The sequence below is a fragment of the Amycolatopsis sp. N2S4-7 genome (assembly GCF_058119595.1).
Genome location: NZ_CP172299.1, coordinates 9278203 through 9296783 on the forward strand (window position 1 = coordinate 9278203; position 18581 = coordinate 9296783).

An 18581-nucleotide genomic window follows, 5' to 3' on the forward strand; every position below is an offset into this window, starting at 1 on the left:
ACGTCCCGGGTGCGGCGGCACTTCCCCCGCCAGGACGGGCTTCCTCCCTCTTCAGCGGGAGCGGGGCAGGAAAGCGGACGTCAGGGTGTGCAAGAGCCGGGGAAGAGCGCCATCTCGACGCGGTCCGGTTCGTCACCGAACCCGGGACGGGCGGCTTGGTCCGCCGCCCAGCGAAGGTAGGCCAGCCAGGTGCCGGTCCACCACGCCGTCCGGTACTTCCCGGCCGGTCCTGCCGACGGGGCAGCCTGCCCGCCACGACCCGGTCCAGGATCAACTGCTGAATCCCTCCTTCGCCCCGGCGATAGACGGCGAAGTAAAGCAACTCTTGTGAAGAAGGCCGCTCCGAGACCGGTGAGCTTCGCAGTGGTCGTGAACCGCTCGTAGCAGTCCTCGAGCACGGCCGGGGTGACGGCGTGCGGCCGCAGTCCGCCGAGCGCGGCTTCCAGCCGCTCGCCGGCCTGCTCCCGGGCGAGGACGCGGCCGGTCCGGAACGGCCCGTACCCGCGGATCCCGTGCCCCAGGCGAGCACGCCTGCCGCGAACTGCACGCTCGAAACCTCCCGCGCGCGCCAGCGCTCGGCGAGGGCGAAGACATTATGGCGCCAGACGTGCCCGCTCGCGGCGAAGCCCGCCGGACAGGCGCCCGGAGGGAGTCCGGCTGCCCACGTCGACCGGGATCGCTCCGGTTTGGGAAGCGCACCATGCGGTTTCCGGCCGGACCGGCCCCGCCGGGCGGCCACGACCGGAAAGCGGACGTCAACAGATCCAGCAGTACAGGGACTTTCCGGTTCGTACTGCGCCGACGGCGAGGGACGCCACCTCTCTGATGAGCTCATGGGCGAGTTCGGCGTCGATGGTTTCCCCCTCCTCTTCTCGCAGCTCGACCCACCGCTCGGCGGTCGTGCTGAGCACGTGGTCGTCAGCGTCGGCCAACGCCGTTGTGAGATCGTGCGGTGCGGCCAGGACGATCGGGGAACCGCCGCCGCCGGCAATGGTGTTCGGGCCGCTCGAGTCGTGGCTCGTCAGAATGCCTTCCCACTCCACGAGCGTGGACCAGACGTCGAAGTTGCCGTAGGTCGCCGACTCGAAGCGGCTGTTCGCGACGCCGATCGCGGCGGTGTCGTCCGGTGCGACGAAGAACTCGATGATCGAACTCACGCGGCCGCCGTCAGGCGCGGCCGGTGAGACGGGCGTAGATTTCGCGCGGCTTCTTGGCCCAACGCCAGAGTTTCGTGGCGTGGACGGCGTCGAGTTCGGCCGTGGCGCGAGCCAGCTCCTGCTCCAGCCGCGCAGCCCTCGACAACGCGGCAGCGAGGTCGTATTCCACTTCGCCGAACAACGACTCACGGTAGCGGGCGTGGCTGACCGGAACCGTGAAGTCCTTGTCTCGCGCATCGAACGAGACCGCGATCAGGCCGTCGCCGCTGACGGATTCGCCGACTGTGTGTTCGGCGATGACCTGGGCGCCGGCGTCCAGGAGGCGCTGGAGGGCCTCCTGGTGGGTGAGCGGGTCGCCGGAGATGGAGTGGTGGTGGGTCGAAACGACCAGGAACCGCACCCGGGCGGCTTCGAAGTCGCCGCGGGCTCGCTCGATCAGGATCGTCTCGGCGCCTTGGACGTCGGCCAGGACCAGGTCCGCCCGGGACAGGCCTGTCTCGCTCATCAGGGACGCCAGGTCGTGCTGGGGGAGCGGGTACGTCCGGCCGTCGCTCTCGGCCTGGAAGTCCGTCGGTGCGCCGGGGCGGTCGCCGATCGCCGCCTGGACGAACCGGACGCGGTCGCCGTAGCCGTTGAGGGCGGCGTTGCGGCGGCCGACCTCGAGGTAGGCGGGGTCCGGCTCGAGCGCGACGACGCGGCCGGCCGGGATGGCGTGGCAGAACCACAGGCCGTAGTACGTCCAGAAGCTGCCGAATTCGATCATGACGGGTTCGCCGCCCTCGGCGGCCAGCCGCTCCACGATGCGGTGGAAGACAAGCTCTTCCTGCGGTTCGTGGTGGCCCCGCAGGGCGCGGATCGCCTCGGTCATCCAGGCGCCGTAGTAGCCGCCTTCCTCGACGAGCAGGCCGTTGTGCATGACCTGCACCCGGCCGCCTTCGTGGTCCCGGCTTTCGCCGGCGTGCTCGACCTTGGGGATGCCGTCCGCGTCCGGGCACCCGGCCGTGGCCAGCATCCGGCCGGCGAGCGCCGCGTCGAACCCCGTGACGTCGGGAACCAGCCGCTCCACGCAACCTCCAAGACGGGAAACCGAGGACCCGAGCCTAGATCAACCGCCGCGGGGGAACATGCGGTGTCTCACGCTGGGAAGCAGAGGCGGTCGCCCGCGGGCTCCGGAGCCAGGGCTGGAAGCAGGCCGACTTCGACGAACCCGCGTTCGTCCTGTCGGAAAACGACGAAGTCGCCTTCCAGATCGGCCTGAACCCCGGCTCGCGGGATTACGGCGTGGCCTTCTCCTCGGCACTCGGGGTGCAACACCGGGAAGCGAGCCGGCTGGTGGCCCGGTTCAAAGGCCGCCCGCCGGGAACCCCGCTGGGCGCCTCGTTCGGCCGCGGCCTGGCCGACATCCTCTACGAGGACGGGATAGCCAATGCGCCCTATGAGCGTTGGCTGGTCGGGGAAACCGCGGCGGTCGAAGTGCTCCTCGCCGACATCACGACGTACGCGATGCCGTTCTTCCGCTCGCTGCCGACCCTCGAGGACATCATCCGACGGCTTGAGCGGGTACCGAACCGCTACCAGGCCCAGAGCGGGCACCTGGCGGTCGCACTCGCGCTGGCCGGCCCCGAACCGGCGGCGATCGACGCCTTGGCGGAGTTCGCGAGCTTCGCGCGTCGCCAAAGCCGGCAGATGGCCGCCCAATCCCAGAAGTTCGTCGACGCGTTCGTCCGCCATTTCGGCATCGACGAGCTTTAACGCAGGTCTCGCAGCCAGGCCTGGGCGGTGCCGACGTCCGGGTGGATGACCAGGTTCGGCGCCACGCCGGTCAGTTCCAGCGGACGCAGCACCGCGCGGCCGGCGGCGACCAGGCAGCACGGGATTCCGGCCGCCCGGGCGTCGATGACGAGCATCGCCAGCGCGGTGATCCCGACGCTGGAGAGGAACGTGACGCCGCCGAGGTCGGCGATGACCGCGCCCGGCTGCTCGGCCAGTACCGCCTCGATGCTGCGGGTCAGGATGGGGCCGGTGGCCATGTCCACCTCCCCGGTCACGGTGATCACGCAGGTCTCGTCGTCCTGGCGGACCGTGATCGCGATGTCGTGGGAGCCGGAGGAAGTCACCGGATCACTATAGGAACGGCTCGACGCCGAGGCGGACCGCGCTGATCCGGGGCTGAGACGTGTCGCGGCCGTGATCACCGCACCCCAGGCTGTACCAGGTGCGAACTGGGGCTCACCTGCGCTGGCCGGCGCATCCGCTGACCATCACCGCGACGGCGGTCCTGCTGCTCAACGACCACGTCCTCAAGCAGGCGTGGCCGGGCCTCGTCACCGGCAAGCTCAGCGACGTCGCCGGGCTGGTCGTGGCGCCGCCGGTGCTCGGGCTGCTGTTCGGCCTGTTCCTCACCGAGCGGGTCGGCGCCGCGGCGGCGGTGCTGGTGACCGGTGCCGGGTTCGCGCTGGTCAAGCTGACCTCCGCGGGCGCCGGGGTCGCCTCGGCGCCGTGGTCGGTGGCCAACGGGCCGTCGGTCGTCCTGGCCGATCCGAGCGACCTGGTCGCGCTGCCCGCGCTGGGCCTCGCCTGGTGGGTCTGGCGCCGGGTGGCGGCGGCCCCGCCCCTGCCGGCCGGCCGCGCGCTCCGGCTGCGGGTGATGGTCGCGGGGCCGTTCGCGGTGCTGGCGATCACCGCGACGTCGGCGCCCGCCAACACGCTCCCGTCGGTCGATTCCGTGCGAAGCCCGGGCGAGGGCGAGACCGGGGTGCAGGTGGTGATCGAGGCGGACGGGCTGCTCTACGGCTCCCGGTCGGGCGTCGACGACTGGACGCAGCTGCCGGGGGAGCCGCTCCCGGAGCGCCGGACGCGGACCGAAGCCTGCGTGCCCGACGCCGCCGCGCACTGCTACCGGGTGCACGGTGGCGGCGACCTCGACCCGGTCGAGACGCCGCCGCGCGGTGGGCGCCTGCTCGGCGTCGACGAGACGACCGACGCCGGCCGGACCTGGCACACCAGCTGGGAGGTGCCCGCCGGCCGGTGGTCCTTCGTCCTGCGCCAGCACCCGTTTCCCGGCGGGGTGGACCAGGTGTCCAAAGTGGCCAGTGTGGATGTCATGGTCCGCGCCGTCCCCGGTGGGCACGAGGTGATCGTGGCCAACGGCGTGGAAGGGCTGGCGGTCCGCAGCGCCGACGGCGCCTGGCGCCGCGTGCCGGTCGTGGTCCCCGCGACCATGCTGGCCATCCGGCCGGTGCCGCTCACCGGGTTCGGCCGGATGATCGGCGACGACATCACCAACGCCGGGCTGCTCACCCTGCTCGCGCTGCTGATCGGGATGTCGGTGGCGGCCGGCCGCGTTCGCGCCCGGCTCGGCTACGGGCTCGCGGCGCTGCGTCCGCTCGGCCTGCTCGTCGTGCTGGCCCTCCCGGTCGTCGGCGCGGTGGCGTTCTTGACCGCGAACGCCGGGACGTCGACCCCGCTCTGGCTGGTGAGCACGCTGTGCCTGGTCGGCACCGGGATCGGGCTCACGCTGGCTCAGCAGGTGCTGCGCTGCTCGCGCGTGGCGGTGGTGGCCGCCGCCGCGGTCCTGACCGGCCTGGCGTTCGTCGGACCCGTGCTGGGCTGGACGGTGGGCTCCCCGCCGGACCGCGGCCCCGCCGTCGACCTCGGTCTGCTCCTGGCCGCGGCGTGCCTGCCGCTGGTCGTCGCGGCCGGTTGGTGGGCCGGCCGCCCGTCCTTGACCTTGACACGGTGACAAGGTCTTCACTGGGTGCCGGAGGTGGTCCTCATCAACACGACAGACCGAAATCCGCTGGGCGCCGGGAACTCGTCGACGCGCCTGCGGGCGGCGCTGGCGGCCGGCACGCAGGCCGACCCCGGCCTCGTCGACGCGCTGGTGGCGCGGTGCGCGATCGAGCCGGACTTCTTCGTGCGCGACATGCTCACCTGGGCGTTGACGCGCCTGCCGGCGGAGATCACGGTGCCCCGGCTCCTCGCCGAGCTGCGGTCCGGGCGTGCGCAGGCCCGGAGCCAGGCGCTGCACACGTTGTCCAAGATCGGGGACGGCCGGACGTGGCCCGCGATCACGCCGTCGTTGCTGCGCGACGCCGACGTCCAGGTCGCGCGAAGCGCGTGGCGCGCGGCGGTCGTCCTCGTGCCCGCCGGTGAGCGGGCCGGGCTGGCCGCCGAGCTGGCCACCCAGCTCGGCCGCGGCGACCGCGAGATGCAGCTGAGTCTCAGCCGGGCGCTCGTCGCCCTCGGCGCGGACGTGGCCGAGCCGGCCCTGGAGACCGGGCTGGCGAGTCGGAACCCGGCGGTGCGGGCGCACGCCCGGGCCACGGAACGGCTCCTGCGTGACCCGGACGCCGGGTTCGACCTGGCCGTCGACGCGGCGAAACGGATCGCCGCGCTCGGTCCGGAGCGGGCCGGGAGCACCGGGTGCTGATCGGTGAGGTGGCGCGCCGCTCGGGGGTGAGCAGCCGGATGCTGCGGCACTACGACGCCCTCGGGCTGGTGCGGCCGACCGGGCGCACCGTCGGCGGCTACCGCGAGTACGCCGAAGAGGACATCCGCCGGATCTTCCACGTGGAAGGCCTGCGGTCGCTGGGGTTGTCGCTGCGCCAGATCGGCCGCGCGCTGGAGGATCCCGCGTTCACGCCGTCCACCCTGGTCGGGGACCTCGTCCGGCGCAGCGAAGAGCGGCTGAAGCGGGAGCAGGAGCTGCTGGAGCGGCTTCGCGCGGTCGACGCGTCGGCGCCCGCCGGCTGGGAGGGCGTCCTGCGCATCGTCGAGCTGCTGCACGGCCTGAACTCGCCCAGCGCCGCCCGGCGGCAGCAGGCCGTCCTGGCCCCGGCCGACGACGTGCCGGTGCCCGCGGAACTGCTGGCCACGGCGGTGCTCGCCGAGGCCGATCCGAACGTCGCCGGGGCCCTGCGGTGGGCTCTCGCACGGGCGGGCGGCGACGGGGTGGCGAGCCTGGCGCCGGGGCTGTCGTCCCCGGACGCCGGCGTCCGGCGGCGCGCGGTCCGGGCGATCGCCGAGATCGCCGGCGACGAGGCGGTCGCGGTGCTCGCGGACGCCCTCGCCGACGCGGATCCGGCCGTGCGCCGGCTCGCGGCTCTGGCCTTGGGCGGCCGGGGCGCGAGCTCCGCCGTGCCGACCCTGGTCACGATGGTGGTCGAGGGCGCGAACGACGTCGAGGCGGCCGAGGTCCTGGGCACGCTGGCCCGGGATCCCGGGCGCGCGGACCCGATCATGCGCGCGCTCACCGGCGAGCTCGCGGCCCCCACCGCGGACTCCGCGGTGCGGATCCGCCTGGTCCAGGCCCTGGCCGAGCTGCCGGTACCCCTTGCCCGCGACGCCCTGCGGGGGCTGGCCGGCGACGCCGATCCGGCCGTCGCGCTCGTCGCGTCGGCGCTCGCGGGAGTGCTCGAGGAGGGGCCCGGCGACTGAAGCCGACGTCTTCCCGGATGTCCCCGAACGGGTGGCTCGCGTAGGCTGGCCGCGGCGCGCCGGGAAGTCTGGTCGGCATCCGGGATCGGGATGGAGGACCGGCTCATGCGCGGCGTCGAAACCGTACTGTTCCTCGTGGTCGTGGCGACCGTGGTGGCCACCTTCGCGCGGCGTCTGCGGGTCCCGGCACCCTCGCTGCTGGTCGTCGTCGGGGTCGTCGTGGGGCTGCTGCCCGGCGTGCCCGTCGTGCAGGTGACCCCGGACGTGATCAGCCTGGTCGTGCTCCCGCCGCTGCTGTTCGCGGCGGGGGAGGAGCTGCCGTGGCGCGATCTGCGGGCCGTCGGGCGGCCGGTCGCGGTGCTGTCGGTCGGGCTGGTGCTGCTGTCGGCGGCGGCCGTGATCGGGACGGCGGTCGCGGTGACGCCCTTGCCGGTCGGGATGGCGTTCGTCCTCGGCGCGATCCTGGCGAGCACGGACCCGGTCGCGGTGACGGCGCTGGCGCGGCGGCTGGCGCTGCCGCCGCGGGTGCAGGCGCTGATCCAGGCCGAAAGCCTGTTCAACGACGCGACGAGCCTGCTGCTGTTCCGGGTGGCGTTGTTCCTGGCCGTCGCCGGTGGAGCCGCGTCGTGGGGCCGGACGCTGGGCGAGTTCGCGGCGCTCGCCGGCGGCGGGCTGGCGGTCGGGGTGGTGACCGCGCTCGGCGCGTTCGTGATCCGGCGGCGCACCGAGGACCCGGTGCTGGAGACGGTGATCTCCCTGGTCACGCCGTACGCGGGGTACGTCGTCGCGGAGTCGGTCGGCGGGTCGGGCGTGACGGCGGTGGTCGTGGCGAGCGTGATCCTCGGGACCCAGGCGGAACGGCTGACGACGGCGCGGATCCGGCTGCAGGTCGGCGCGGTGTACCAGACCGTGGTGTTCCTGCTGGAGAGCGTCGTGTTCGGCCTGATCGGGCTGCAGCTGCCCGAGCTGGTGCGGCGGGTGGCCGGTGGCGGGGCGTGGTGGCTGCTGCAGGCGGTGGCGATCGCGGCGACGCTGGTCCTGGCGCGGCTGCTGCTGGTGTTCGTGCTCTCGGCGTTGCGGCAACGCCGCGAGGCCGGCCGGCTTTCCTGGCAGGTGCCCGCGGTCATCTCGTGGGCGGGGGCGCGGGGTGTGGTGCCACTGGCAGCGGCGCTGTCGCTGCCCGTGGCCACTTTGGACGGATCCGAGCTGCCCGCCCGCGACCTGGTCCTGCTGCTGACCAGTGCGGTGATCGTGCTGACCCTCGTGGTGCAGGGCTTCACCCTGGCTCCGCTGGTGCGCCGCGCCGGGATCGCGCTCGACCCGGCCGACCTGCGGACGGAGTACGCCACCGCGCGCCGGAAACTCGCCGAGGCCGGGCTGGACCACCTCGACCACCTGGCCGAAACCGAGTCGGTGCCGGCGTTCGCCGTCGACCAGCTGCGGGCGAGCTGGCAGACGCGCCTGGACCGCATCCGCGGCGACGGCGCGGAGGAGTCCGGCGACGCGGAGGGCGGGATCGACTACCGCGCCCTGCGGCGCGAGCTGATCGACATCGAGACGGCCGAACTGACGCGCCTGTTCGAGGCGGGCGAGATCACGGACGGCACGCGGCGGCGCATCCAGCGGCTGCTGGACCTGGAGCACACCGGGCTCGAGGACTGAGCTAGGAGATCTTGCGGCGGTACGCGGCCGTCGCGAAGACGAAGGCCACGGCGAGGAGTCCCGCGCACCAGGCGGGGGCGATCCAGAGCTGCTCGGCCTCGTCCGGGTACTGCGTGGTCAGCAGCACCGCCGTGCCGCGCGGCGGAAGCTGCTTCACGCGCGCCTTGTACTGCCGCCACCGCCGCTTGTCGCCGATCACCAGCGTGAGGAACCTGGACGATCCCCTCCAGGTCCTCTTTGAGCAGCAACACTGACTGGTGGCTGCGAGGCAAGTCGGTCACGAGCCGTCCTCCGCTGGGCGGACCTCGACCACGACCTTCCCCTTGGCGTGCCCCTCGTCGAGGTACGCCATGGCGTCATTGGTCGACGCGAAGGGGAAAACCCGGTCCACGACCGGCTCGATGACGCCCGCGTCGATGAGGGACGTGATCTCGCGCAGCTGGGCCCCGCTGGCCCGCATGAAGAGGAACGAATAGCCGACCTGGCGGCGCCTGGCCGCCGTGCGGATTCCGTGGCTCAGGACGCGCGTCGCCGGGCGCAGGGTACACGGCTTGCCCATTTCCCGGGCGAAGTCCGGGTCGGGCGGGCCCGAGATGGAGATCAGCCTGCCGCCGGGCTTCAGCACCCGCAAGGACTTCTTGAGGGCCTCGTCGTCCAGGCTGTGCAGAACCACGTCGTAGTCGTGCAGGACGTCTTCGAAGTCGTCCTTGCGGTAGTCGATCACGACGTCCGCGCCGAGGCGCTCGACGAGCCCGGCGTTCGAGGAGGTCGTGGCGACGGTCGCGCCGAGGTGCTTCGCCAGCTGGATCGCGAACGTCCCCACGCCGCCGGAACCCGCCTGGACGAAGACCTTCTGTCCCCTCCGCACGTGGGCGAGTTCGATCAGCGCCTGCCAGGCGGTCAGGCCGACGAGCGGGACCGACGCGGCTTCCGTCATCGTGAGCCGCTTCGGTTTGAGGGCCAGGTCGTCTTCGTGGACGGCGATGAACTCCGCGAAGGTGCCGATCCGGTCCTTGCCCGGGCGCGCGTAGACCTCGTCGCCGGGCTTGAACTCGCGCACGCGGGCTCCGACGCGGGTCACCACCCCGGCGACGTCGTTCCCCAGCACGAACGGCGGGCGGTAGGGGAGGAACAGCTTGAACTCCCCGTTCCTGATCTTCGAATCCAGGGCGTTGACGCCCGCGGCGTGCACCTCGACCAGCACGTCGTGCTCGCCGACGGTGGGCTCGGGCGCGTCGCCGGCCCGGAGGGTGTTGCCGTTCTTCCCGTAGCGATCGACGAGAAACGCCTTCATGTCAGCCACCTACTTTGAGATTATGATCGTACTACAATATGGCCCGAGCGAGCCGGACGCCAGGGGCCGGGCTGAGATTATGATCGTACTAACATGAGGGCACCAGTCCGGTGAGTGGAGGCGCGCGTGGTGCGGTACGCGAAAGAGCACAAGCAGGCGACGCGGCAGCGGATCATCGAGACGGCCGGTCGCCGGCTCAAGCGTGACGGGATCGACGGTTCCGGGGTCGCCACGCTCATGAAGGACGCGGGCCTGACCAACGGTGCCTTCTACGCCCACTTCGAATCCAAGGAAGACCTGGTCGCCACCGCGGTCTCCGAACAGCTGCGCGGCCAGCGCGAGTGGCTCACCTCGTTCCCGCCCGGCCGTGACGGCGTCGAGCAGATGGTGCGCACCTACCTCTCGCCCGAACATCGCGACAACCCCGAAGAGGGCTGCCCGTCCGCCGCGCTGCTCGACGAGATCAGCCGCTGCACGGATCCGACGAAGGAGAGCTACACCGGCAGCGTGCTGGCCGTCATCGACGACATCGCCGCTCGCCTCGCGCCGCGAGACCCGCAGTCGGCGCGCACCAAGACGCTCGGCATCTACGCCCTGATGGTCGGCACCCTGCAGCTGGCTCGTGCCCTGGCTGACCGGCAGCTGTCCGACGACATCCTGGAGCAGGGGATCCGCAACGCGCTGACCGTGCTGGACGCCGCGCCCGAAGCCTGAGGCGCCACCTGGTCGAGCCCGGGTCCTTGCATCGCTCATAGAATTATGGTCATAATATAAAGCATGACGACCTACCTGGCTGACACCCTCGAGAACCACACCACCGCCGGCCCCTCCGCGGTGTTCACCTACCGCCGCACCGGTCCGCGGGGTGGCGTGCCGCTGGTCCTGCTCATGCGCTTCCGCGGCACCATCGACTGGTGGGACCCGGAGTTCGTCGACCGGCTCGCCGCGGACCGCGACGTGATCCTGTTCGACAACGTCGGTATCGGGTACACCGGCGGCGAGCCGCGGGACACCGCCGAAGGGTTCGCCGACGGCGCGATCGAGTTCGTCGAGTCGCTCGGGCTGCCGCAGGTCGATCTGCTCGGCTGGTCGCTCGGCGGCATCGTGGCGCAGCTCGTCGCGCTCCGCCGGCCCGGTCTCGTGCGCAAGATCGTCGTCGCGGGCAGCAGCGGGCCGGGTGTCGCGCCCGGCACGCCGGAGATGAGCGAGCGCGTGCTGTCCATCATGGCCAAGCCGGACGCGGACGCCGAAGACCTGCTCTACCTCTTCTACCCGGAAACCGAGCCGGCCCGCGCCTCGGGCCTCGAACACCTCGGGAAGGTCGCCAAGCGCCTCGAAAGCGGCGGTCCCGCCGTGACCGAGGAAGCCGCCCAGGGGCAGCTCGCCGCCGTGGGGCGCCTCCTGGCCGTGGAATGGGACCAGCTGAAGTCCCAGCTGCAGGCGATCGGCCAGCCGGTCCTGTACGCCAACGGGATCCACGACGTGATGATCCCCGCCCTCGGCTCCTACAAGGCGGTCGAGCACGTCCCCGACTCCACGCTGGTGCTCTACAGCGACGCCGGGCACGCCTTCCTGTTCCAGCACATCGACGAGTTCGCCGCCCAGGTCGACCTCTTCCTCGGCAAGTGACCGAAAAGGACAAGCCATGACCAGCAACCAAGACTTCGTTTCGTCCTATCAGGACGCACCGACCCGCACGGTCTCCGCCGGCGGCGTCGACTTCGCCTACCGCGAGCTCGGCCCGAAGACCGGCGTCCCGGTGGTCTTCGTGACCCACCTCGCGGCGGTCCTCGACAACTGGGACCCCCGCGTCGTCGACGGCATCGCCGCGCACCACCGGGTCATCACCTTCGACAACCGCGGCGTGGGCGCGTCCACCGGCACCACCCCGAAGTCGATCCAGGCGATGGCGGCCGACGCCGTCACGTTCATCCGCGCGCTCGGCCTGGCCAAGGTCGACCTCCTCGGCTTCTCGATGGGCGGCATGATCGCGCAGGTGATCGTCCAGACCGACCCGGACCTGGTGCGCAAGCTGATCATCGCCGGCACGGGCCCCGCCGGTGGCGAGGGCATCAAGAACGTGACGAAGATTGCGACCCTCGACACCGTCCGCGCGCTGCTGACGCTGCAGGACCCGAAGCAGTTCCTCTTCTTCACCCGGACTTCGAACGGCAAGCGGGCGGGCAAGGAGTTCCTGGCGCGCTTGAAGGAACGCAAGAACAACCGCGACAAGCCGATTTCACTGCCGTCCTACTTCGCCCAGCTCAAGGCCATCCACCGCTGGGGCCTGGAAAAGCCGTCCGACCTGTCGGTGATCCGCCGGCCGGTGCTGGTCGCGAACGGCGACCACGACCGGATGGTGCCGACGAAGAACACGCACGACCTGGCCCGCCGCCTGCCGGACAGCGAACTGGTGATCTACCCCGACGCCGGCCACGGCGGCATCTTCCAGTTCCACGCGCAGTTCGTCGAGAAGACCCTCGAATTCCTCGCGCGATGAGGCCGGACGCACTCGCCTGGAGGCTCGCCCGGTGCCGTCCGACTTCGCGCTGCGCGAGGTGGCGTTGCCCGCCTCGGCCCGGGGCAAATCCTGGTCGAGAACGAGTACCGGTCGGTCGAGTCGTACCGGTGGGGCCGGATGAGGGACAAGAAGTCCTGCACCGAGCCGTACGAGGTTGTCGAGGGCCTTCGCACCCCAGATCGCGGCAACGGCGGTGACCGGGCTGCACGTCGGCTACCTGGACACCGACATGGTCCGCGAGGTCGTCTCGGAAAAGTCCGACCCCGCCGGCATCGCCCGGATCGCCGTCGACGGCCTCGCCGCCGGTTCCTACGAAATCCTGGGGGACAACGCCTCCCGCCAGGCGCAGGCCGCGCTGGCCGGGGGTGTCGCGGCGAGCTACCCCCAGCTGCCCTGAGGCTCAGCAGCCGAGCTGTGTGGCCAGCTCGCCGAGGTCGCGGGCGTGCAGGGTGTTCCCCGGGCGGGGTGAGACGTCCTTCGGGGCGTCCCGGCCGAACTCGTGCGGCCGTTCCACGTAGGCGGTCCGCAGCCCGCAGGACCGCGCGGCCGCGAGGTTGTCGTGGTGGGCGGCGACCAGCATCACCTCCGCCTCCGGCACGTCGAAGACGGCCGCGACGCCGTGGTAGACCTCGGGTTCGGGCTTGTAGTGCCGGAAGATCTCCGCGGACAGGACGCAGTCCCACGGCAGCCCGCCGTGCTTGGCCATGTGCGTGAGCAGCGCGATGTTGCCGTTCGACAGCGAGCAGACGACGTACCGGGCCTTGAGCCGGGTAAGAGCATCGACGGCGTCGGGCCACGGGTCGAGCCGGTGCCAGGCGAGGGTGAGCCGGCGGCGTTCCTCGTCGGGCACGCCGGGCAGGCCGAACTCGGCGAGGACGTCGTCGAGGATCATCCGGTGCAGGTTGTCGAGCTTGGTCCAGCCGAGTTCGCCGCCGATGACGCGCCGCAGCGCCGGGGCGTAGCCGGCGCGCCAGGCGCTGGCGAACTTCGCCGCGTCGACGGGCAACCCGGCCGCCGTGACCGCGGCGGCGATGCCGGAGTGCCAGTCGACCACCGTCCCGAAGACGTCGAACGCGAGGATCTTCACTGCATCGGTGTCGGTCATGCCGGGTTCCTCGTCGCGGGGGTAAGTGGGTGACCAGGGGGCCGGGCCGAGCGTACTGCGGGCCGGGGGAGGCCATACTGAGCCGGTGACCACAGCCCGACGCTCGCGCGGCCGACCGCCGGTCCCGCTCGACCGGATCGTCGCGGCAGCGCTCCGGATCGTCGACGAGGAAGGGGCCGACGCGCTGTCCATGCGGACGCTGGCGCAGCGGCTGGACTCCGGCACGGCCACGCTCTACCGGCACTTCGCCAACCGGGCGGGCCTGGTCGCCCATGTCGTCGACCGCGTCTTCGGCGAGGTCGAACTCGACGTCGACGACCTCGCGGCGATGGGGTGGCGGCAGGCCTGCCAGGCCGCCGCGCAGGGCATGTTCGACGCGCTGAGCCGGCACCGCAACGTGGCGCCCCTGCTGGTCGAGCGGATCCCGGTGGGCCCGAACGCGATGGCCCTGCGGGAACGCTGCCTCGCGGTCCTGCTCGACAACGGCTTCCCGGCGAGCCTGGCGGCCCGGGCCTACGCGACGGTGGCGCGCTACGTCCTCGGCTTCGCCATCCGGCTCGAGAGTCCCGGCACGGACGAGGAGCCGACCTTCCGGGACGTGAACCCGGCCGGGTACGCCGCCACCGCGGCGGTCGCCGACTGGCTGCCCGTTTCGCTCGAGGACGAGTTCGCCTTCGGGCTGCGGCTCATCGTCGACGGGCTCGACGAAGTGCGCGCCCGGTGACGGCGGCCGTAAGGGTTCGTTGCTCTCCCGGCCCGCGTGCCCGGGCCAGGGGCGCCCGGTGCTCTGGTCGCGGTGGCAGCGAGGTGCCCTCTTCGCCGGGCCCGGTCTGCTGCTCGCGGGATTCGGCGCGGTGCACCCCGGGCAGCTCGACGCGGCCACCGCGTCCTGATGGGCCACGCTGCACGTGGTCCTGCTCCCCGTCTTCCCCCTCCTCGCCGTGGCGCAGTGGGCGCTGCTCGCCCCGGCGCCGCCGTGGCTCCGGTGGCCCGGGCGGCTGGCCGCGTTCGGGTTCGCGGCCTTCTACGGCGGTCTCGACGCCGTCGCGGGGATCGCCGCGGGCACGGTGGTGCACGCCCAGGCCGGAGTCACGCCGGTCGTCGGAGCCGTGTTCGCGGCCGGCGACCGGCTCGGGTACCTCGGCTCGGCGTGCTTCCTCGCCGCCAGTGCCCTGGCCGTCGCGGCCACCCGGCGCGCCGGGTGGCGGGCGGCGCCGGGGGCCGTGGTCCTCCTGCTCGCGGCTCTTCGTCACTGAGGACGCCGCCGCCGCCCCCGCCCGCTCCCAACGTCGGCGTCCGGAAGACGTGCAGAAAGGAGCGGACCATGTCGAACAAAGCCGTCATCAGTCTGTCGACGGGACTCGAGGACCCGGAGAAGGTCACCGTCGCGTTCCTCGTCGCGGTCGGGGCCGCCGAGACCGGGCGCGAGACGCTGATGTTCCCGACCAAGGAGGCGGTCCGCCTGTCCTCGCCGGGCACCGCCGTGGGCACCGCGTGCGACGGCTGCCCGCCGCCGGCGGACCTGCTCGAGCGCTACGAGACGGCGGGCGGGCGGTACTACGTCTGCCCGATCTGCTTCAACGCCAAGCACCTCGACGCCGAGAACCTCATCCCCGGCGCGGAACTGAACGGCACCGTGCCGCTGTGGAAGTGGATCGGCGGCGAAGCGGCGACAGCGTTCGGCTACTGACGCTGTTTAGTTACAGTGCTTGACTGTAACTAAACTCGTGGTTATGTTCGGTCGGCGCGTCTCCCGGAGGGACGCGCCGGCCGGGACGACGTCCGCGGGGCCGGCCGGACGAGCCGCAGGAAAAGGTGGTCGCTCCATGGTGGAGACGTACGTTCTCGTCCCGGGCGCGTGGCACGGCGCGTGGTCGTGGCGTCCGGTCGCGGCGCGGTTGCGTGCCGCCGGGCACCGGGTTTTCGCCCTCACCCTGCCGGGGCTCGCCGAGGGTGACGACGGCCGCCGGTACGAGCTCGCCGACACGATCGACTTCCTGGTGGACTTCCTGGACCGCAACGACCTGACCGACGTGACCCTGGTGGGGCACAGCTGGGGCGGCTACCCCGTTTTCGGGGCGGCGCACCGGATCCCACACCGGCTGCGCCGCGTGGTCTTCTACAGCGCCTTCGTGCCGGAGAACGACGTCCCGCTCGTGGAGGACGTGCCGCCCGGGCACGCCGCGTTGTTCCGGCAGCTGGCCCGGGAGTCGGCCGGCCACTCGGTCGTGCTCCCTTATCCCGTGTGGGAGAGCGCGTTCATCCAGGAGACGCCGGAACCCGTGCAGAAGCTCGTGTACGACCTGCTCGTTCCTCATCCCATGAGCTACTTCGAACAGGCCGTGAAGGCGCCGGCGCTGTCGTCGCTCGGGCTGCCCGTCAGCTACCTGGTCGGCGAAGCGGATCTGGCCATGCCGCCGGGTGACTACGCGTGGTGCCCGCGGTTCCCGGACCGGCTCGGCGTCTCGCCGATCGGGGTCCCCGGGGACCACGAGGCATACCTGACCCGCCCCGACGAATTCGTCGCGGTGCTGCGCGGCGTCTGAAAACCGGGCCGCTTCAGGAAGGCCCGGTGTCGGCCTTGCCGGGCGCGGGCAGCCGGCCCGCGACGTGGTCGCGCAGCCGGTCCAGGATGTCGGCCAGGCTGCTGCGCTCGGCGTCGCTGAGGATGCCGAAGGTGAGTTCGGCGTGCGCGTCGTGCAGCTCCTTGATTTCGCCGAGGTGTTCCCGGCCCTTGTCGGTGATCTCGAGCCGGGTGGACCGGCGGTCGCCGGGGTCGTCGCACCGGCGCAGCAGCCCTTCGTCCTCCAGGCCGTCCACGAGCGACGTGATCGACCGGCCGGTGACGCCGAGCCGGTCCTTGAGCTCGCCCATCCGCGGCGTGCCCGCTTCGTCGACGGCGAGCATCAGCAGCACCCGGGACGTCGACCAGCCCCGCTGCTGGTAGGGCTGCCCGGCGAACCGCCGCAGCGCGTGCGTGGTGCGCATGAGCGCGTCGGCCAGCTGGGCGCCCGACGGCGTTTTCTCGCTTGACACGCCCCCAGGATACCGGCAACCCTGATATACGAAATTGACACTATCCGGGTTGTGACTGGTTTGGGGGAGCGGATGGGACGGACGACCGGCACCACGCCGGCGGTGAAGACGGGCCTGTGGCGGAGCCGCGGCTACCGGTTGCAGATCGCGGGCGCGGTCGTTTCGGCGCTGGGCACGGCCGCCGCGCCGGTCGCGGCGGCGTTCGCGATCCTCGCCGCGGACGGCTCGGGCACCGCCGTCGGCCTGGTGTCCGCGGCGGGCACGGTGCCCGCGGTGCTGTTCTTCGTGATCGGCGGAGTCGTCGCCGACCGGCTGCCCCGGCACCACGTCATCGTCGGCGCGAACCTGGTCAGCGCGCTCGCCCAAGGGCTGTTCGCCCTGGTGGTGTTCACGCACGCGGTCGAGGTCTGGCAGCTGGTGGTCTTCGCCGCCGTCAACGGGCTGGCCATCGCCTTCCGCATGCCCGCCACCGAGGGCCTGCTGATGCGCAGCGTCGACCGCGCGAACGCGAGCAAGGCGTTCGCGCTGTTCCGGACCTGCCTCAACGGCGCCCAGGTCGCCGGGGCCGCGCTCGGCGGCGTGCTGGTCGCGGGTTTCGGCCCGGGCTGGGTGCTCGCCTTCGACTCGGCCACGTTCCTCGTCGCGTCCGGGCTCGCGGTGCTGATGCGGGCCGAGGGCCGGCTGCGCAAGCGCACGGGTCTGCTCACCGAACTGCGCGAAGGCTGGACGGAGTTCGCCGGCCGGCGGTGGCTGTGGAGCGTGGTGGGGCAGTTCGCCGTCGTCAACGCGCTCGGCGTCGGCGCCTTCGCGGTGCTGGGCGCGGTGGCCGCCGACCAGAAGCTGGACGGGGCGCGGGACTGGGGGTTCATCCTGTCGTGCGACGCGGCCGGCATGATCCTCGGCGGCCTCCTGATGGTGCGGCTGCGGCCGCGGCGGCTGCTGGTCTCCGGCACCACGGCGGCCCTGCTGCTCGTGCTGCCGCTCGCGGCGCTGGCGGCCGGCGCGCCGCTCCTGGTGATCTGCGCGGCGTCCCTGCTCGCCGGCGTCGGCGTGGAGGTCTTCGGCGTCAACTGGATGACGACCCTGCGGCAGGAGATCCCGCACGAGAAGTTCTCGCGCGTCGCGGCCTACGAAGCACTCGGCTCCTTCGGGCTCACCCCGCTGGGCGCGGCCGCCGCGGGCCCGGCCGCGGACCGGATCGGCGTCGACCGGACGCTGTGGTTCGCGGCCGGCGCCATCGTGGCCGCGACCGCCGCGGTCCTGGCCGTGCCCGACGTCCGGGAGCTGCGGCGTGCGCCGGAGGAGGAGACGGCCGGGCCCTGACCGGCTGGTCTTCAGGCGGTTTTGATCAGCGGTCCGGGCGGCCGGCTGCGCCAGGGCCTGCATGGGTCGGTCATGGTGGGTCACCGTGTCGGCACGGTGCGCAGCCGTCGAACCGTTTTCCGTGCCCGCGAAGGGATTCGGCCGAGGTGTGCGCTGTAACGGATCACCCGCCGTGCCGATACCCGGGTCGTGCCCGGGACGCCCGGGCCTTCACGAAACGGATCACCCATGTCTCGTCTTCCCCTGGCCGCGGTCGTCACCGCCGCGGCTGTCGCCCTCGCCTGCGCCGGTTGCTCCGGCGGCGCCGGCGCTCCGGCACCGGCCGCCGCCGCTTCGTCCACCACGGCGGCGCCCACGAGCGCGGCGCCCGCCCTCGCGGCCGCGAAGGCCGGCAGCGCCGTGGCCGACGCCGCCAAGCAGGCCTCCGCCGTGCACGTCAAGGGCACCATCGCCGACGGCGGCAACGTCAACCTCGACCTGCAGCTCAACCAGGACAGCGCGAGCGGCACGGTCGTGAAGGACGGCATCGAGATCCCCGTCCTGCGCGTCGGGGACAAGTACTACTTCCGCTTCACCAGCTCGCTCGTGAAGAAAGCCGGCGCCCCGGCCGCGGTGGCCAGGCAGCTCACCGACAAGTGGGTTCCGTCCACGGCCAAGATCGGCGCGGGCATCGGCGACGCCTTCAAGGTGTTCCTCGACTACCGGACGTTCACCGACAACACCGTCGGCCAGCTGGCGTCGGCCACCTTCACCGGCGGCGAGCCCACCACGCTCGCCGGCACCCCGGCCCTGAACTTCACGAGCCCGGACGGCACGGCCACCATCGCCGCCGACGAGCCGCACTACCTGCTGCGCATGCAGGACCCGAAGAGCGGCGCGATCGAGTTCAGCGACTGGAACAAGCCGACCACCGTGGAGGCGCCCCCGGCCGCCGAGATCTACTCCGGCCCGGGTTCCTGACGAAGCCGGCGGAGGGTGATCCCGGACACCCCGCCCGGCGCCCTGTCACAACGATCCGCCACCCGGTGTCTTGAGGCCGACCTG

22 protein-coding genes and 1 pseudogene are annotated in these 18581 nt (G+C 72.3%); 15 read left to right on the forward strand and 8 right to left on the reverse strand.

Features of this window, described 5'->3' with window-relative positions; all coding sequences use genetic code 11:
• Window positions 1-80: 80 nt before the first annotated feature.
• From ACH54P_RS43675 to ACH54P_RS43685, 3 genes and pseudogenes are all read right to left on the reverse strand, one after another.
• Window positions 81-835 (reverse strand): annotated as a pseudogene (locus tag ACH54P_RS43675) (8-oxoguanine DNA glycosylase OGG fold protein).
• Window positions 756-1157, reverse strand: a complete 402-nt coding sequence (locus tag ACH54P_RS43680; protein WP_489909166.1) for a hypothetical protein — start codon at window positions 1155-1157, stop codon at window positions 756-758. Before ACH54P_RS43680 ends, ACH54P_RS43675 begins: the two are co-directional and overlap by 80 nt.
• 10 nt (window positions 1158-1167) lie before the next feature.
• Entirely contained in the window at window positions 1168-2223 is a 1056-nt protein-coding gene (locus tag ACH54P_RS43685) for an FkbM family methyltransferase (protein ID WP_489909167.1), read from the reverse strand.
• A 215-nt stretch (window positions 2224-2438) separates the two neighbouring features.
• Between ACH54P_RS43685 and ACH54P_RS43690 the strand changes: the two genes are divergently transcribed.
• A complete protein-coding gene (locus ACH54P_RS43690; protein ID WP_489909168.1) occupies window positions 2439-2909 on the forward strand; it encodes a hypothetical protein in 471 nt (156 codons plus the stop codon).
• On the opposite strand, the gene ACH54P_RS43695 is transcribed toward ACH54P_RS43690, so the two are convergent.
• Complete coding sequence (locus ACH54P_RS43695) at window positions 2906-3274, reverse strand: STAS domain-containing protein (protein WP_489909169.1); 369 nt, start codon at window positions 3272-3274, stop codon at window positions 2906-2908. The genes ACH54P_RS43690 and ACH54P_RS43695 overlap by 4 nt on opposite strands.
• Window positions 3275-3372: 98 nt before the next feature.
• Between ACH54P_RS43695 and ACH54P_RS43700 the strand changes: the two genes are divergently transcribed.
• The 4 genes from ACH54P_RS43700 to ACH54P_RS43715 all read left to right on the forward strand — a co-directional run bounded on the left by ACH54P_RS43700 (window position 3373) and on the right by ACH54P_RS43715 (window position 8258).
• Entirely contained in the window at window positions 3373-4899 is a 1527-nt protein-coding gene (locus ACH54P_RS43700; RefSeq protein WP_489909170.1) for a hypothetical protein, read from the forward strand.
• A gap of 24 nt (window positions 4900-4923) precedes the next feature.
• A complete protein-coding gene (locus tag ACH54P_RS43705) occupies window positions 4924-5589 on the forward strand; it encodes a HEAT repeat domain-containing protein (RefSeq protein WP_489916972.1) in 666 nt (221 codons plus the stop codon).
• Window positions 5583-6596 (forward strand): HEAT repeat domain-containing protein, encoded by a 1014-nt coding sequence (locus tag ACH54P_RS43710; protein ID WP_489909171.1) that lies wholly within the window; start codon window positions 5583-5585, stop codon window positions 6594-6596. Before ACH54P_RS43705 ends, ACH54P_RS43710 begins: the two co-directional genes overlap by 7 nt.
• Before the next feature lie 105 nt (window positions 6597-6701).
• The gene (locus ACH54P_RS43715) at window positions 6702-8258 is read left to right on the forward strand and encodes a Na+/H+ antiporter (RefSeq protein WP_489909172.1); all 1557 of its coding nucleotides are present in this window, start codon (window positions 6702-6704) and stop codon (window positions 8256-8258) included.
• A 1-nt stretch (window position 8259) separates the two neighbouring features.
• Here the strand turns inward: ACH54P_RS43715 and ACH54P_RS43720 are convergent, their stop codons facing one another.
• Window positions 8260-8415, reverse strand: a complete 156-nt coding sequence (locus tag ACH54P_RS43720) for a hypothetical protein (protein ID WP_489909173.1) — start codon at window positions 8413-8415, stop codon at window positions 8260-8262.
• Between the two features lie 120 nt (window positions 8416-8535).
• On the reverse strand, window positions 8536-9552 hold the full coding sequence (locus tag ACH54P_RS43725; protein ID WP_489909174.1) for an NADP-dependent oxidoreductase: 1017 nt from the start codon (window positions 9550-9552) through the stop codon (window positions 8536-8538).
• Window positions 9553-9681: 129 nt separating this feature from the next.
• On the opposite strand from ACH54P_RS43725, the gene ACH54P_RS43730 reads away from it, so the two are divergent.
• From ACH54P_RS43730 to ACH54P_RS43745, 4 genes are all read left to right on the forward strand, one after another.
• Window positions 9682-10266, forward strand: coding sequence for a TetR/AcrR family transcriptional regulator (locus ACH54P_RS43730; RefSeq protein WP_489909175.1), 585 nt, complete (start codon window positions 9682-9684; stop codon window positions 10264-10266).
• A 63-nt stretch (window positions 10267-10329) separates the two neighbouring features.
• Window positions 10330-11181 carry an alpha/beta fold hydrolase gene (locus ACH54P_RS43735; RefSeq protein ID WP_489909176.1) on the forward strand — a complete coding sequence of 284 codons (852 nt, stop codon included), beginning with the start codon at window positions 10330-10332 and terminating at the stop codon, window positions 11179-11181.
• A gap of 16 nt (window positions 11182-11197) precedes the next feature.
• A complete protein-coding gene (locus ACH54P_RS43740) occupies window positions 11198-12052 on the forward strand; it encodes an alpha/beta fold hydrolase (protein ID WP_489909177.1) in 855 nt (284 codons plus the stop codon).
• 214 nt (window positions 12053-12266) lie between these two features.
• Window positions 12267-12470 carry a hypothetical protein gene (locus tag ACH54P_RS43745; RefSeq protein WP_489909178.1) on the forward strand — a complete coding sequence of 68 codons (204 nt, stop codon included), beginning with the start codon at window positions 12267-12269 and terminating at the stop codon, window positions 12468-12470.
• 3 nt (window positions 12471-12473) lie between these two features.
• Here ACH54P_RS43745 and ACH54P_RS43750 read toward each other — a convergent pair whose 3' ends face one another.
• Window positions 12474-13178, reverse strand: a complete 705-nt coding sequence (locus ACH54P_RS43750; RefSeq protein WP_489909179.1) for a haloacid dehalogenase type II — start codon at window positions 13176-13178, stop codon at window positions 12474-12476.
• Between the two features lie 85 nt (window positions 13179-13263).
• Between ACH54P_RS43750 and ACH54P_RS43755 the strand changes: the two genes are divergently transcribed.
• The 4 genes from ACH54P_RS43755 to ACH54P_RS43770 all read left to right on the forward strand — a co-directional run bounded on the left by ACH54P_RS43755 (window position 13264) and on the right by ACH54P_RS43770 (window position 15724).
• Window positions 13264-13902 carry a TetR/AcrR family transcriptional regulator gene (locus ACH54P_RS43755; RefSeq protein ID WP_489909180.1) on the forward strand — a complete coding sequence of 213 codons (639 nt, stop codon included), beginning with the start codon at window positions 13264-13266 and terminating at the stop codon, window positions 13900-13902.
• A gap of 184 nt (window positions 13903-14086) precedes the next feature.
• Complete coding sequence (locus tag ACH54P_RS43760; protein ID WP_489909181.1) at window positions 14087-14434, forward strand: hypothetical protein; 348 nt, start codon at window positions 14087-14089, stop codon at window positions 14432-14434.
• 68 nt (window positions 14435-14502) lie between these two features.
• The gene (locus ACH54P_RS43765; protein WP_489909182.1) at window positions 14503-14868 is read left to right on the forward strand and encodes a DsrE family protein; all 366 of its coding nucleotides are present in this window, start codon (window positions 14503-14505) and stop codon (window positions 14866-14868) included.
• 136 nt (window positions 14869-15004) lie between these two features.
• Window positions 15005-15724, forward strand: a complete 720-nt coding sequence (locus ACH54P_RS43770) for an alpha/beta fold hydrolase (protein ID WP_489909183.1) — start codon at window positions 15005-15007, stop codon at window positions 15722-15724.
• Window positions 15725-15737: 13 nt separating this feature from the next.
• Here ACH54P_RS43770 and ACH54P_RS43775 read toward each other — a convergent pair whose 3' ends face one another.
• Complete coding sequence (locus ACH54P_RS43775; RefSeq protein ID WP_489909184.1) at window positions 15738-16214, reverse strand: MarR family winged helix-turn-helix transcriptional regulator; 477 nt, start codon at window positions 16212-16214, stop codon at window positions 15738-15740.
• Window positions 16215-16286: 72 nt separating this feature from the next.
• Here ACH54P_RS43775 and ACH54P_RS43780 point away from each other — a divergent pair, with 72 nt between their 5' ends.
• Together ACH54P_RS43780 and ACH54P_RS43785 are read left to right on the forward strand one after the other, a co-directional pair.
• On the forward strand, window positions 16287-17537 hold the full coding sequence (locus ACH54P_RS43780; protein WP_489909185.1) for an MFS transporter: 1251 nt from the start codon (window positions 16287-16289) through the stop codon (window positions 17535-17537).
• A gap of 228 nt (window positions 17538-17765) precedes the next feature.
• Window positions 17766-18497, forward strand: coding sequence for a hypothetical protein (locus ACH54P_RS43785; RefSeq protein WP_489909186.1), 732 nt, complete (start codon window positions 17766-17768; stop codon window positions 18495-18497).
• Window positions 18498-18581 lie beyond the last annotated feature (84 nt).

What these genes read in the sequence shown, in the direction of transcription:
- ACH54P_RS43725 (WP_489909174.1), bottom strand. Translation starts at nt 9,552, where the DNA reads ATGAAGGCGTTTCTCGTCGATCGCTACGGGAAGAACGGCAACACCCTC.
- ACH54P_RS43780 (WP_489909185.1), top strand. Translation starts at nt 16,287, where the DNA reads ATGGGACGGACGACCGGCACCACGCCGGCGGTGAAGACGGGCCTGTGG.
- ACH54P_RS43715 (WP_489909172.1), top strand. Translation starts at nt 6,702, where the DNA reads ATGCGCGGCGTCGAAACCGTACTGTTCCTCGTGGTCGTGGCGACCGTG.
- ACH54P_RS43785 (WP_489909186.1), top strand. Translation starts at nt 17,766, where the DNA reads ATGTCTCGTCTTCCCCTGGCCGCGGTCGTCACCGCCGCGGCTGTCGCC.
- ACH54P_RS43770 (WP_489909183.1), top strand. Translation starts at nt 15,005, where the DNA reads ATGGTGGAGACGTACGTTCTCGTCCCGGGCGCGTGGCACGGCGCGTGG.
- ACH54P_RS43765 (WP_489909182.1), top strand. Translation starts at nt 14,503, where the DNA reads ATGTCGAACAAAGCCGTCATCAGTCTGTCGACGGGACTCGAGGACCCG.
- ACH54P_RS43735 (WP_489909176.1), top strand. Translation starts at nt 10,330, where the DNA reads ATGACGACCTACCTGGCTGACACCCTCGAGAACCACACCACCGCCGGC.
- ACH54P_RS43740 (WP_489909177.1), top strand. Translation starts at nt 11,198, where the DNA reads ATGACCAGCAACCAAGACTTCGTTTCGTCCTATCAGGACGCACCGACC.
- ACH54P_RS43750 (WP_489909179.1), bottom strand. Translation starts at nt 13,178, where the DNA reads ATGACCGACACCGATGCAGTGAAGATCCTCGCGTTCGACGTCTTCGGG.